The organism is Sorangium sp. So ce204 (assembly GCF_051526795.1).
GTDB lineage: Bacteria > Myxococcota_A > Polyangia > Polyangiales > Polyangiaceae > Sorangium > Sorangium cellulosum_B.
On record NZ_CP150317.1, the window covers coordinates 2,698,984 to 2,712,051 of the forward strand.

Here is a 13,068-nt window from a genome sequence, read left to right on the forward strand (position 1 = left end):
AGGGCCCCCGACTAGGGGATTTCGGGATCGGTGTGCCTTCGCCACTCGTTCCGCGCGCTCGAGTTGGCGGTCCGGGCGGCGAGCTCGCGCTCCACGCCGGTGATGGCGGGCATCTTGCGATGGCGCAGCTCCCCGGGAAGGGTGATCTCCACCTGAGTTCGTGCTTCACGCAGCGTGCCGGGCCATCCGCCGGCGGCGGGGCGGCCTTCTCGATGGAGGTCTTGACGCCAACGCCTGGCCCACGCCTGACCCAGCGCGTTTGCGCTCTGCTCGATGAATCGTTGCCGCACGATCGCCTGCGCCGAGCCGTCCTCGTCGGCTCCTGGCTCTGGCGGGGCGCTCTCGGCGCCCAGGCTCGGCGCTGGGCGCTTCACTCGGTGACCGTAGGCTGAGGCCCCGGGACGATCCCTGCGATGTCCGGATCCTCTCCCGGTGTCCCGCTGACGCCGGAGCCCTTTCCCATGCGGCGCGCGAGACGGTTCGCGTCTTTCTCGCGCTGCTTCTCTTGCCGTTCGCGTTCCTTTTGCCGCTTCAATGCTCCTTGTCTCTGCATGCGAAACAGGCCTTTCGGCGCCTCCGGGCGCGTTCTTCAGCACCTCATGGTGCGTCCTGAGTGCGCAGGCGTGGCGGCGCACGAGCGCCGCCACGCCGCGCCCGTGATCAGTACCGGTCGCGACCGCCGCCGCCGCCGAAGCCGCGCGCCGGACGCTCCTGGGCCTCGTTGACCTTCAGCGCGCGGCCATCGACCATGGCGCCGTTCAGCTGCGAGATGGCGCTGTTCGCGTCCTGGGCCGTGCCCATGGTCACGAACGCGAAGCCGCGCGGCTGGCCCGTCTCGCGGTCGGTCGGCATCGCGATCTCACGGACCTCGCCGGCCGCGGCGAACGCGGACTCGAGGGTCTCGCGGGTGGTGCTGAACGAAACATTTCCTACGTAGAGACGATTTCCCATGCCATCCTGCTCTTTTACGGCTTTCTGGTGCGCTCCGCAGCGCTCTCGGCCTGCCATCCGACGAAGCCGTAACGGATCGAACGGAGACGTGCGGCGCGGAACTCCCGCGCGATCACACGGTGCGTCGTCCAGTCATCCGAGCGAGCTGCAATCTCCCTCACGAGAGAGGGAAGAGGGAAAGCGTCGTTATAGAGGGCCAGGGACGGTCGTGAGGAGGGCATCCTAGCCCGGTGCGTCGTCGTCCGCAAGCGGGCCGTTCCGTCTTCCGACGCCGAGCCAGCCGCCGACCGCAGGCAGCCGGCGAACAATGAGGTTGCATCGGAGCGAAATGGCCCATGTCCGCGATCGCCGTGCACCTCGGTCCCGGACCCTGCGAGGGCCCGCCGTGAGCTGAGGGGGGCCTGGCGCCCGCGCCCCTCGCGACCGCGCAGCGTGCTGGACGGGCCCGGCCCCCGGCGCGAGGACGTCAATCTCACGTGTAGGCCGCGGACGCATCCGACCGCGAACAAGCGAGCTGCTTGGAATCGGAGCAGCTCATCGGCTCGATGTGGGTGATCGTCGAGTCGTGTCCTGAAGTGGACCCCGAGCGACCGCTGTCGGCCTTACGACCCTGGGATGTATGCACGGCCCGATGGGCTCGCTCGGTACGCTCACCGGCGGCGCTGGCGGGGTGCACGACCTGTCGACGGCAGCGGCGAGCGCTCGAGGATCGAGAACGCTCGCCCGGGGTTCCGCGCGGTCGCGCCGGCGCTACCGAGGGGGCGGCGTCTTCGCGGCGCAGCAAGTGAACTGTGCGTGGCTCGACTCGTGGGCGGCGCAGCGACCATCGTTTCCGGCGTCGAACGCCGCGAGCTCCGCGCCGTCGCTCGCGCACGTGGCGTAGGCCCGTTCCTTGAGGGCGGTCGCGTCGATGCACGAGGTGCCGTCGCCCAGAGAACCACCCCAGCAGGCCTCCGGCGGAGGAGGCGGCGGCTCGTTACCGCAGCACTCGAAGAAGGCCTTGCTGGTCTCGTAGCCGGTGCAACGCGGGTTTTGCTCCTCGTACGTGAAGGAGGTGAACCTGGCGCCTGCGCTCACGCACGTCGCATAGGCCCGATCCTTCATGGCCGTGCGGTCGACGCAGGAGAGGCCATCGCCCAGCTCGCCCTTCCAGCACGCGCCGGACGGAGGAGGCGGCGGCGGAGGAGGAGGAGGCTCGTTACCGCAGCACTCGAAGTAACCCCAGGTGGTCTCGTGGGCCGCGCAGCTCGGGTTGTTCCGCTCGTAATCGAAGAAGGTGAGGTCTGCGGCCGAGCGCGAGCACGCCGCATAGGCCTGGTCCTTGAGCGCGGAGGGGTCGACGCAGGATCTGCGATCGCCCAGCTCGCCCTTCCAGCACGCGCGCGGCGGAGGGGGCGGCGGCTCGCCGCCGCAGCACTCGAAGGTGGCCTTGGTGGCCTCGTTCGGACCGCAGCGCCCGGGGTCCGGCAGGGCGTCGAGCCAGGTGAGCCGGGCGCCCGCGCTCACGCACATCGCGTAGGCCCGATCCTTGATGGCGCCCATGTCGATGCAGGAGGCCCCGTTCCCCAGCTCGCCCTTCCAGCACGAGTTCGGCGGCGGCGGAGGCGGCGGCTCGCCGCCGCAGCACTCGAAGACCACCTCGCTGCTCTCGTGCTCGGCGCAGCTCGGGTTGAGGGTGTCGCTCACGAAGCTCGCGAGCTCCGCGCCCATCCTCGCGCACCTCGCCTGGGCGTGATCCCGGAGCGTGGCCGTGTCGTGGCACGTGAACCCGTCGCCCATGTCCCCGAGCCAGCACGCCGAGGGCGGGGGGGGAGGCAAACGTCCCCCGCCGCCCTCCGACCCCGGGTCCTCCCCGCCGCCCGTCCCTTGATTCGCGTCCCCGCCGTTCCCGCCTTCCCCGCCCGTCGAGCCCGCTGGTGGATCGGGATCCGCCGCCAGGGTGATGGTGCACCCGGAGCCGACGAGGAGACTGGATATCGAGACGCTGAGCAATAGACCTATCGCAAGGGAAGTCCGCATCGTGATCCTCCGTGAAAGCCGGCGTTGCGCCGGACAGCTCCGAACGCGCCGCTCGAGCTCGGGTCAGCGCGCCCTCTCCGTCGTGTCGCTCTCCATCTATCAACCGCGACGGGGCCGGCGGTTTCCTCGGGCGGGCGATTTCGCGCTCAGAAGGGGCAGCACGTGTAGCTCAGGCTCGTGGCCGTGGCGTCGGTGCAGGCGACGTGTTTGTCCCCGAACACGCGACGGAAGAGATAGTGGCCCTTGCCGCTGCAGAGCGCCGTGGCCTCGGCATCCAGCCTCTCGTACGGCTGGCACGCCTCACCGAAGTCCATCTCGCTCGTCCAGCACGACGGCGAAGGCAGCGGATCCCCCGGGGGGCAGCACTCGTAGTAGACCCTGGTCGTCTCGTGGTCACCGCAGTCCCGGTCAGGCTGCTCCTGCTCGAGGGAGCGGAGCTCCGTGCCCCTGTCCCTGCACATCGTCCAGACCTCGTCCTTGACATACGTCGTGTCGAAGCACGTGACGCCGTCGCCGAGCACCCCTTTCCAGCACGTGGTCAGCGCCATCTTCCCGCACGTGTACTCGGCGTCGAGGTAGCCCCCGTGATCGCAGGGATCGAGCAGCGTCAGGTCCGCGACGATGAGGCCTTGCGCCTCGCACTGCGCCCTGGCCTCACGCCGCAACACGTCCGCCGTCCGGCAGAGCGCCTCGTCCCGCGGGGCCACCGGATCTTCGGTCGCGGGTCCTTCGGCGTCCGGGGCACGGGTGCCTTCTCCGCTCTCGCCCTCGTGCGCTGCCGCTTCCGCGGGGACGCCTCCGGCGCCTCGGCGCAGCGCGGCGTGAGGCCCGCGCTGCGCGAGAGGAGATAGCCCTTCCGGGCCGTCGGCCCACCTCCGGCCCAGCGTCTGCGGAGGGGTCAGCGGCTCGACGCGCCCGCGCGCCGGCGGAGGCGAGGCGCGGTCGACAGGGAGCCCGCTGTCGTCCAGGAGCCCTGGGGTGTCGTTCGCGTCCCGCGGCGGCACGGCGCTGCGCGGCACGGGCGGCGCCGGAGCGAGCCGGCGGGGAGGTTCCTGGAGGAGCGGGGCGCGGATCCGGGGAGGCGGCGCTGTCGGGCCGTGGGCCGGCGTGCGCTCCAGGAGCCCGGCGTCCGCGGGAGTCGGATCACCCGCGCGCTCGATCGCTGGCTCGACGGGGCGCTCTGTGAAGATCGAGCCGGGTGTCAGGCCCTGGAGCGCGGTGCCGAGGGCGACGACGCTCGCGCTGGCGCCCAGCGCCAGCACGAGCGAGCGCCCCCCGCTCCCGGCCATGAAAGGCCGCCGCCCGCGCCGGTCGAGCTCCGCGACGAGGCGCGCCTCGAGCCGAGGGGACGGCTTCACCGCGGCGAGCTGCTCGTCCACCTCGCGCAGCAACGCGAGCAGATCACGGTTTCGCGTCATGGCCCACCTCCCATCCGGCATCGCGGAGCTGCGCAACCGCCTTTTGAATCAGCTTGCAAACGTATCCCTTGGAGTGGCCGAGTATCTTCCCGATCTCCTCCTGCTCCTTGCCGTCGAGATAAAACATCGAGAAAGCGACCTGTTCTTTGGGAGGCAGCGTGCCCAGCGTCTCGAGCGCGCGGCGCAGATCGTCGCGCGCGATCGTCACTTCATCGAGGGGGCTGCGCTCGCCCTCGCGTTGCCCGAGCAGCCAGCGGATGGGGGGGAGCGCCAGGAATCGGTCCCGGCGCAGGCGGTTCAGGCAGCGATTCGAGGTCGTCCGGTACAGCCACCCCTCGAGGTTGTCTCGCTCGGTCAGGGTGTCGAGCGCCTTCATCAGGTCGAGAAAGACGTCCTGCGTCACGTCCTCTGCCCAGGCCACGTTGCCGCGGCCGTAACGGAGCGCGAGGCGGTACACCAGGCGATGGTGGTTGCGGTAGAGCGCGCCGAGCTCCAGCGCCTCTTCGCCGGAGCGCTGCGTCACGGCGGGGGGGAGCTTCCGCTCCGAAGGCACGGCGATGTCGTCCGGCGGAGCGCTCCGGCCTCCGTCCCCCGGAGGGGGGAGCAGCTCCTCCGCCCGGGTCTGGCCCTCGAAATGAGGTCGCGCGGCGAGGTTCACCGGCGCCTCCCAGCGAGGGTCCCGTCCGCCGTGAAGCCCCACGAGCCGACCACGAGCTGCGCCATCTGACACCCTACACAATCGAGGTCGGCGCTGGTTTCCTCTCGGCGGCCTCAGGCGGCGATTTCCCCTCCACGGGGTTCTCCTGGTACCCTCCTGCAACGTCCGCGGTAGAATCGGCGAACGTCACGAGAACCGCTGCGGATCGGCGGCGTCGGGCCCTCGAGGCTGCGCGGGCGCGCGTTGCTCACCCGGCGCGCAGCGTCTTCATCGCGCCGGCCCACGCGAGCAGCTGATCGAGCAAGGCGAAGGCGGACTTCTCGTGGCGGGGGCGGGGCTTGAACACGCTGAAATTTTCGAAGTCGTCGAACAGAGAGAGCATGACCTGCGAGCGCACGTCCGCGATCTGGAGCTCGGCCATCACGAGCCGGAGGTGCTCGACGGCGCGCGAGCCGCCCGCGCTGCCGTAGCTCACGAAGCCAGCCGCCTTGTTGTTCCACTCCTTGTACAGGTAATCGATCGCGTTCTTGAGCGCGCCCGAGGTGCCGTGGTTGTACTCCGGCGTGACGAACACGAAGGCGTCGAACGAATCGATCTTCGCCGCCCACGCCTTGGTGTGAGGCTTCGTGTACTGTCCCATCGACGGGGGCGCCGGCTCGTCGAGCAACGGCAGGTCGAAATCCTTGATATCGACGAGCTCGTAGTCGGCGCCGCCCTTCTTCGTCGCCAGGTCGTGCACCCACTTCGCGACGGCCTCGCCGTTGCGGCCCGGCCGCGTGCTCCCCAGGATGATCGCCACCTTCAACATGTCTGCTCTCCAAGGCAATAGCCCCGCTCCGCTCGAGCCAACGGGCGGCGTGATGCGCATGCCCACGACGCCGCGGCGGAGAGGAGGGGGCTCACGAGGTTGCTACCAGCTCGAGGCTACTACCAGCCAGGCAGGCTTCCCGCCAGCCAGGTGTCGCGGGAGCGCGCGATCGCTGGACCCGCACCGCCGCTTGCGCGGCCGCAGGCGCCAGGGGGGTGCGCCCTGGTACGGGCGGGCGGACCCCGCCTGGGACTTGCCTCGTTATCGTCCAGGCTCGTCCCGTGGGTGGGGGGCGGACATCACGGGGCGGGATCGCCGGCGCCGAGCTCCGAGATCGCCTGGCGCACGATGCCGCCCGGGACCCAGACCCAGACCTCGCGGGAGTCCACGTGAGCGATGTTCTGGATGTCGAAGAGCTCGGGCGGCGTCGTGAACGACCAGTGATGGGCGTCGGACAGGCGGTAGACGTGGATCACCTTCTCGCCGATCGCGTAGACGGCATAGAAGCCTTCCCCGGCGGCCGAGATGGGGTATCCGATGATAGGGCCCGGCCGGCGCTCCTTCGGAGCGAGAGCCGCCTTCGTCGCCGCGAAGGGGCTGGTCCAGAGGCTGGACGCCCCGTAGAGCCCGTCGTCGGAGTAGGGCTCCGCCTCCAGCCACACGAGCGTCTGGCCGTCGCTCTTGATGTCGGCGATGACCCGAGGCGACTCCGCCCGGAGCAGCGGTTCGATGGTGTGGGTCTGGCGGCTCCAGATCCACCCCTCGGACGTGGCGTCTTCGAGGGTCGCCAGGCCGAGCGCATGATCGCCGACTGGAACCATCTGGCGGAAGGATGGCGCGCCGTTGCCTGACTGGCGACCGAACCTCTTGGCCTGGCCGCTGATCCTGTCGTAGATGTTGACGGTGCCGGGCCCGGGCCCCGAGAGCGCGAGGGTGTCGTCGCTCGTGTGGAGGCCCTGGCTCAGCGCGTCGACCGGGATGGGTTGGCTCGCGGTGGCGAGCGCGTCGTAGCCGGAGACGAGGTAGGCCGAGCCGGGCGCCTCGACGCCCGCCCTCAGCGCGCCGAGCCAGACCCGCTCATGACCGACGCTGGGCACCGTCGGTAGGCAGTACTCCTGTGTCGGGTCGGCCTCGGGCACGGTCGGCTCGAGGTCCTTGAAGCGCCATGCGGCGAGCGGTGTCCCGTCGGCGTCGTAGACGCCGGTCCGTCGCTCACCCCGGTACTCGAAATACAGCCCGACGCGGTAGCCGTCGCCCCATCGAACGACGGTCGGCGAGGCGGTCCATGGATACTTGCCGGCGTCCCAGTCGACGACGAGCGACGTGCAGCCCGGAGCGTTCCCCGGGCACTGCTCCCAGCGCAAGGACGGCAGCGCCTTGCCGGGCTCGTCGGCGACGTCGATCTGGCACCTCTCGAGCCAACCCGTGGCTCTCCAGGTGCTGTCGCCTGGATCTTGAGGCGCATCAGGGGGAGCGTCCGGGCCAGCGTCACCCGGGACGCCGGCGCCGGTCGTCGCCTCGCCTGCAGTCCCGGACCCGTGCGTGCTGCCCTGGGTCGCGTCAGCGGTCGCCGGATGTCCGCCGGTGCCGCCGGTGCCGTCGACGCTCGGAGGCTCCGGCGCGCCGCGAGAGCAGCTCGCCGAGAGGGCCGAAAGGGAGAAGAAGAATGGCACGGCGCGCGCCGCGAGACTGGCAAGGAGGTCGTGTTGCATGGCTCAGAATACCGTGGAAGCGCCGGTCAATCCGCTTTCTGAACTGTCGTCGGCGACGTCAACGTCAGCAACGGCCGTGCCGGCCGTGGCTCTCCTCGGCGGCGCTGGTGCCTTGGCGGACCCGCTCGGGGCGCCGCGCGTCGCGGATGCCGGAAACATCGACCGACGAAGGCGCTTTCCATTCAGCGCGCAGGGCCAGGGCTCTGCTGCCGCCTCGGGGGCGACCGCGATGCTCTTCGCGCCACGACCGTGACATGTCACGCCGCGACCGTGACACGTCACGCCGGGACGTGACATGTCACGGGGCGCGCGACGCTACCGCTCGAGTTTGGGGCGCGGTGCCAGCGCGGTGAGCTTCGTTGCGCGCAGGCGGACCCCGGAAGATCAAGGCGATTCCTGGCAGGCGATCTCAAGCCACCTCCCTCCGATGTAGTGCGTCCGATTCATGCATGACACGGCGCGCGCCGTCGCGATCGCGGCGCCGCGCGGCCTGTATCCTGCGTAGACACGCCCCGGCGTCGGAGATTTGCTTGAGCCGTTTGTCATTTGTATTTACTTGCGGCCTTGGTCCGTTCGTGAACAATCTGCTCGGCGGCGCGGTCGAGATGATCGTCAATCCTGGCGATCGCCGCGGTCGCGTCGAGACTCTTCCTTTTGGCCGTGGCAGCGCGTGATCGAGGGGCAGCCTCGCGCGCGCGGCCGGCAGTGGAGATCAAGAGCCATGACCGACAAGAAGCAAGGAGCACCTTCGTCCAGCTCGACCCGTACCCGCCGCCAGGTGCTGAAGCAGGCCGTGGGCCTCGGCGCGGGGCTGGCCGCCACGAGCTTGCTCGGTGGCGAGGCGTCGGCGGCGCCGCGCATCCGCTCCGGGACCTTCATGACGAGCGACGGGGTCGCCCTCAGCTACCTGGAGGCGGGGAGGGGGAGGCCGCTGCTGCTCCTGCACGGGTGGTCCCAGTCGGCCGCGCTGTACAGGGCGCAGATCCTCGCCTTCTCGCGGCACCACCATGTCTTCGCGCTCGACTGGCGCGGACATGGCGCGTCGGAGAAGCCCGAGCACGGCTACCGCATGGCCCGCTTCAGCAGGGATCTTCACGAATTCATCTCCGGGATGAGGTTCAAGCACCTCTCCGTGCTCGGTCACTCGATGGGGTGCGGCGCGCTCTACGGCTACTGGGACAACTACGGGGGTCGCGCTCTGGACCGGCTGATCCTCGTCGACGTGGGCCCGGCGATGACGGCCTGGCCCGACTGGTCCCCGGAAGAGGCGGTCGAGGCGGGGGCCCTGTTCACCCCGCAGTCGCTCCACGAGACGGCCGCCGCGCTGCGCGGGCCCGACGGGATCGCCACGACCTACGGGCTCGTGGCCACCATGTTCACCGCCGGCTACCCGGCGGATCAGCTCGCCCTGGTCGTCGAGCAGAACCTGAAGCTCCCGCGCGAGTACGCCGCCAAGCTGCTCGTGGACCAGGCCGAGCAGGACTGGAGGGACGTGATCCCGCGGATCGACGTGCCCACGCTCGTCGTCGGCGGAGAGGCGAGCATCTTCAACCCCATCTCCCAGCAGTGGGTCGCCGACCAGATCCCCGGCGCCGAGCTCATCCTCTTCGGCGCGGACGAGGGGGGCAGCCACTTCATGTGGCTCGAGAACCCCGAGAAGTTCAACGAGGATGTCCTCGACTTCCTCGGCTGAGCTGCGCCATCCCTGAGCGGCTGTCGCGCGGGGCTGCGCGGCGGCACCTGCCTTCGCTGTCGATACGATAACTCGGCGCCTATTGCTTCTTTCTGCTCGACCAGTTCTCGATCGGCAGGCCCTGAAATCGCCGAAAATCTCGGGTATTCACCGTTACCAGGATCAGGTCGTTGCTCTTCGCGATGGCGGCGATTTGGCCGTCCACGAACGGTGCCGACGTTCCCTTTCCATCGAGCCGAGCGCGCTCGTCGGCATGCCATGCCGAGGCCGCGGCATCGTACGGCAGGATGGGAAAAGACAGGTAAACGACCTCGCGCAGGTACGCCTCCAGCGCCGTGCGCCGCTTGCCTGAGGGCAGGAGCCGACAGCCGTACCACAGCTCGTGCCACACGGGGGCGGCGAGCGCGCTCTCGTGCGCGTGGGCCTCGATCTTCGCGAGCATCGCCTCGTCGGGCGCCTGCTTCATCGGCTCCGAGATCGTGGAGGTGTCGAGCAAGAAGCGCGGGCTCACAGCTTGACCTGTCGACCCGGCGAACGGTCGCGAACGGACGCGGCGAAGTCGCGCTCCAGGCCCACCTCCGCGAGGTCGTGCCTCTTCCGGAATGCACGGTACGCGTCGCCGAAGCTCGGTCGATCCGAGCGCAGCCGGTCGAACTCCTCCCGGGACAGGACGACCGCCACGGGGCGACCTCTCCGGGTGAGCTCGACGACTTCACCCGCTTCCGCTTGCTCGATGATGGAGGGGAGATGGGCCCGAGCTTCTGCGACGGAGTAGCGATGCGCCATTCCATAGATGTACACCAATATGTACATTCGTGCAACCGGGCGGGATGGCTCTGGTCCTCGCTCGGGTCGCGCAGCTCGGCGTCAGGACCGGTCTTGGCGCCGGAGAACTCCCTCCGACGATGCTGCCGACGATACGTGGCTTGCGACCAGCGAGTCGGCGCAGGGGTTCACGCGCGTGTGCTGTCAGCCTGCATGCGCGTGCTGCCAGACCGGAGATAAGGGCGATTATGCCCCCGCACACGGCGCACCGGACAGCTTGCGGCTTGTTCGCCCTCCGTGTGACGATCTCGGCGCGCACGTCGAGGAGACAGTCCACGGTCGGCTGATCGGGCTGACGCACCCTTATCCCGAGAGGTAACGCTTCCTGTACTCGGAGACGAAGGCAGAGGCGGAGCGGCGCGTGCTCGCCGCGAACGAACCCGGCGGCATGACCACCGTCGTCCCGCTCGCGGCCGCGATCGAGGGCGCATGGCGCCTCCTCGGCGTCCGCCGGGCGCCGCCGATGACCCGCTTCGCCGTCGCCATGATGTCGCATTCGGTGACCGTGAAGATCGACCGCGCCCGCGCCGAGCTCGGCGATACGCCCGTCATCGGCGTGGAAGAGGGGCTGGACCAGCTCTCGGCGGCTTGTTGACAGGGGACGAGCCGCGGGCGGTGAGCGCCGGATCCTGCGGCCGCTCGTGGCCGGTGCCGGGCCGTTTTCGGCCGCCGCGGCGGGGGCCGGGCGTGACGGCTCGATGCCCGCCGTGCGTTCATTGCGCACGAGCGCCGCGGCGCTGCGCAAAGAGCCAGCGCCAGGTCCCATCCTCGGCATAGACATCGATGAACACGGCGTGCCCGCCGCGCGCGAACTCGGTGAGCGTGAGCGCCTCGTCCGCGGACGCGCCGGTGCCGGGACGCCAGACGACCTGGCCGCCATCGAACACCGCGGTCGAATCGGACCCCGGCGGATAGCTCAGCATCGGATTGCCGGCCGGGGCGCCCCGCAGCGCCGCGATGGCGGATACCCAGGTCGCGGACATGTAGTTCGGCACGATCTCGTCGTCGAACGCGTGGAACGCGCGCACCGGCAGCGTGCGCAGACCCGCCGCGAGCTCACCCGCCTGCGGGCAAGCGCCGCAGATGGGGAGCGCCGCCGCCAGCCGCTCCGGATGCATAGCGGCGTAGCGCCAGGTTCCGCATCCACCCATGCTCGGACCGGTGACATAGATGCGGTCGCGATCGATCTCGTGCGTTGCGAGCAGGTGGTCGAGGAAAGCGTCGATCTTCGTCGGGTCCCATTCGCCGGGCGACTGCGGTGCGGCGATCAGCACGCCGGCGTCGACGAGCGGGGACGACATGCCGAACAGGCGCGCGCGCGCCAGATAACGCAGCGGGGGCAGGCGGTGGATGATGGCGCGCGGGTGCGTACCATCACCGCGGCTGCCCCCGCCGTGCAGCACGAGCAGGAGCGGGCGCGGCCCCGGCTCCGGCGGCACGTACTCGACATATCCGTAGGGCGACGCCGTCGACCCGATGGGATGCGCCTGCATCATCAGGGCAGGGATCACGTAGCGCAGCGCGAGCAGCGCGAGCCCCGCCGCTGCGACGACGGCCTGCGTCGCCCTCCTCGCGCGGCGAGCCCAACGCGATCCTGACACGTGGCCGAGCCTACACTGCGCCGAGCATGGGGGCCATCAGCGTGCTGCGCTCCTTCCGGCGCGAGCGTAGCTCGCCCACGGGTGGTGGTGTACTTTGGCCGAAGGTGGGGCTTTGAACCGCCAGAAGACGCCAAGAAAAATATAAAAAATTTGGCGTCTTTTGGCGTCTTTTGGCGTCTTCTGGCGTCTTGACGGTTCCTTCATTCCGGCAGGGCAGGGGAAGTACGCCACCACCCGCCCCGGATGCCCAGCAGCTCGCGCCCGGCCGCCCGGCTGCTCGCCAGGCGCGCCTCGCGCGGCGAGGGAGCGTGCCAGTGCCTCGGCGCGCTCACGCCTGCGAGGTTTGCTGGTAGAGTGACGTTCTCATGCCGCGATCACCGGCATGATGAGGCCCCTCCGCCCGGCGCTGCACGAGCGCGCGGGCGGCCCCGACAGACGCTGAGCCGAGGAGACCCACGTGAGCGCGCGAATCCCTCTGCAGCCCTTCCCCCGAGGCTGGTTCCAGGTCGCCACCTCGGACGAGCTGTCCACGGGCGGGCCCATTTCGCTCCGCTGCTTCGGGCAGGATCTGGTGCTGTTCCGGACGCAGGACGGACAGGCCAGGGTCCTCGACGCCCACTGCCCTCACATGGGCGCGCACCTCGGGGTGGGGGGCCGCGTCGAGCAGGGCGGCATCCGGTGCCCGTTCCACGGATGGGTGATCTCCGGCGAAGGGAAGTGCGTGCACATCCCTTACGCGGACACGATCCCGCCGAAAGCGAAGACCCGCGCCTGGGAGGTGCGGGAGCTCGACGGCCTGATCCTTGTCCACCACGCGCTCGGCGGCGAGCCCCCCGCCTTCGAGATCCCGCCGCTCGCCGAGGCGCGCTCGACGGAGTGGTCCCCGAGGCTGAGCAAGCGCTGGAGGGTCCGGACGCACATCCAGGAGAACCTCGAGAACATCGTGGATCCGGCCCACTTCGTGACGGTGCACGGCATGCTGGTGCCGCCCCGGACCGAGATCGAGATCGAGGGCCACATCATCCGATCCAGGTCGGCGGTGAAGCAGAAGGGCCCGGGAGGGCAGGTGGTCGACGGCACGATCACCTGGGAAGGCCACGGCATGGGGTACGGGACGATCCGCTTCACCGGCATCGTCGAGCTCCTCTTCGTGAACACGGTCACCCCGATCGACGACGAGCTCGTCGACATCCGCGTCGCCTTCTGGCTGCGCAACGACGGCGCGCAGCGCCTTGGCCAGGCCGTGGCGGCGGAGGTCTGCCGGCAGATCGAGGAGGACATCCCGATCTGGGAGAACAAGATCTACCGCGCTCAGCCCGTCCTGTGCGCCGGGGAGAAGGGCATCATGACGTTCCGCAAGTGGAGCAGCCAGTTCCTCTGACG

General features: G+C 69.9%; 15 protein-coding genes. 4 read left to right on the plus strand and 11 right to left on the minus strand.

The annotated features are described in order from the left end of the window. Nucleotides 1–11: 11 nt before the first annotated feature. From WMF22_RS10260 to WMF22_RS10295, 8 genes are all read right to left on the minus strand, one after another. A complete protein-coding gene (locus tag WMF22_RS10260; protein WP_157906575.1) occupies nt 12–152 on the minus strand; it encodes a hypothetical protein in 141 nt (46 codons plus the stop codon). 218 nt (nt 153–370) lie between these two features. Beyond that, nucleotides 371–553, minus strand: a complete 183-nt coding sequence (locus tag WMF22_RS10265; protein ID WP_437298929.1) for a hypothetical protein — start codon at nt 551–553, stop codon at nt 371–373. 107 nt (nt 554–660) lie between these two features. Continuing rightward, nucleotides 661–951, minus strand: coding sequence for an RNA recognition motif domain-containing protein (locus WMF22_RS10270; RefSeq protein ID WP_437298930.1), 291 nt, complete (start codon nt 949–951; stop codon nt 661–663). Nucleotides 952–1,701: 750 nt separating this feature from the next. Beyond that, nucleotides 1,702–2,970, minus strand: coding sequence for a hypothetical protein (locus WMF22_RS10275; RefSeq protein ID WP_438035613.1), 1,269 nt, complete (start codon nt 2,968–2,970; stop codon nt 1,702–1,704). A gap of 146 nt (nt 2,971–3,116) precedes the next feature. After that, the gene (locus tag WMF22_RS10280) at nt 3,117–4,388 is read right to left on the minus strand and encodes a hypothetical protein (protein ID WP_438035614.1); all 1,272 of its coding nucleotides are present in this window, start codon (nt 4,386–4,388) and stop codon (nt 3,117–3,119) included. After that, a complete protein-coding gene (locus WMF22_RS10285; RefSeq protein WP_438035615.1) occupies nt 4,372–5,046 on the minus strand; it encodes an RNA polymerase sigma factor in 675 nt (224 codons plus the stop codon). The genes WMF22_RS10280 and WMF22_RS10285 overlap by 17 nt, the downstream gene beginning before the upstream one ends. A gap of 247 nt (nt 5,047–5,293) precedes the next feature. Beyond that, on the minus strand, nt 5,294–5,854 hold the full coding sequence (locus WMF22_RS10290; RefSeq protein WP_437298934.1) for an NADPH-dependent FMN reductase: 561 nt from the start codon (nt 5,852–5,854) through the stop codon (nt 5,294–5,296). 299 nt (nt 5,855–6,153) lie between these two features. Beyond that, the gene (locus tag WMF22_RS10295; protein WP_438035616.1) at nt 6,154–7,566 is read right to left on the minus strand and encodes a hypothetical protein; all 1,413 of its coding nucleotides are present in this window, start codon (nt 7,564–7,566) and stop codon (nt 6,154–6,156) included. On the opposite strand from WMF22_RS10295, the gene WMF22_RS10300 reads away from it, so the two are divergent. Both WMF22_RS10300 and WMF22_RS10305 read left to right on the plus strand, forming a co-directional pair. Further along, entirely contained in the window at nt 7,565–7,819 is a 255-nt protein-coding gene (locus tag WMF22_RS10300) for a hypothetical protein (RefSeq protein WP_437298936.1), read from the plus strand. The two genes, WMF22_RS10295 and WMF22_RS10300, sit on opposite strands and share 2 nt — an antisense overlap. 468 nt (nt 7,820–8,287) lie before the next feature. Then, a complete protein-coding gene (locus WMF22_RS10305; protein ID WP_438035617.1) occupies nt 8,288–9,259 on the plus strand; it encodes an alpha/beta fold hydrolase in 972 nt (323 codons plus the stop codon). A gap of 79 nt (nt 9,260–9,338) precedes the next feature. Here the strand turns inward: WMF22_RS10305 and WMF22_RS10310 are convergent, their stop codons facing one another. Beyond that, nucleotides 9,339–9,770 carry a type II toxin-antitoxin system VapC family toxin gene (locus tag WMF22_RS10310; RefSeq protein ID WP_437298938.1) on the minus strand — a complete coding sequence of 144 codons (432 nt, stop codon included), beginning with the start codon at nt 9,768–9,770 and terminating at the stop codon, nt 9,339–9,341. Next, nucleotides 9,767–10,072 carry a type II toxin-antitoxin system Phd/YefM family antitoxin gene (locus WMF22_RS10315; protein WP_437298939.1) on the minus strand — a complete coding sequence of 102 codons (306 nt, stop codon included), beginning with the start codon at nt 10,070–10,072 and terminating at the stop codon, nt 9,767–9,769. Before WMF22_RS10315 ends, WMF22_RS10310 begins: the two co-directional genes overlap by 4 nt. 400 nt (nt 10,073–10,472) lie before the next feature. On the opposite strand from WMF22_RS10315, the gene WMF22_RS10320 reads away from it, so the two are divergent. Beyond that, nucleotides 10,473–10,679, plus strand: a complete 207-nt coding sequence (locus tag WMF22_RS10320; RefSeq protein ID WP_437298940.1) for a hypothetical protein — start codon at nt 10,473–10,475, stop codon at nt 10,677–10,679. Between the two features lie 118 nt (nt 10,680–10,797). Here WMF22_RS10320 and WMF22_RS10325 read toward each other — a convergent pair whose 3' ends face one another. Then, the gene (locus tag WMF22_RS10325; protein WP_438035618.1) at nt 10,798–11,685 is read right to left on the minus strand and encodes a hypothetical protein; all 888 of its coding nucleotides are present in this window, start codon (nt 11,683–11,685) and stop codon (nt 10,798–10,800) included. A 457-nt stretch (nt 11,686–12,142) separates the two neighbouring features. On the opposite strand from WMF22_RS10325, the gene WMF22_RS10330 reads away from it, so the two are divergent. After that, a complete protein-coding gene (locus WMF22_RS10330) occupies nt 12,143–13,066 on the plus strand; it encodes a Rieske 2Fe-2S domain-containing protein (protein ID WP_438035619.1) in 924 nt (307 codons plus the stop codon). Nucleotides 13,067–13,068 lie beyond the last annotated feature (2 nt).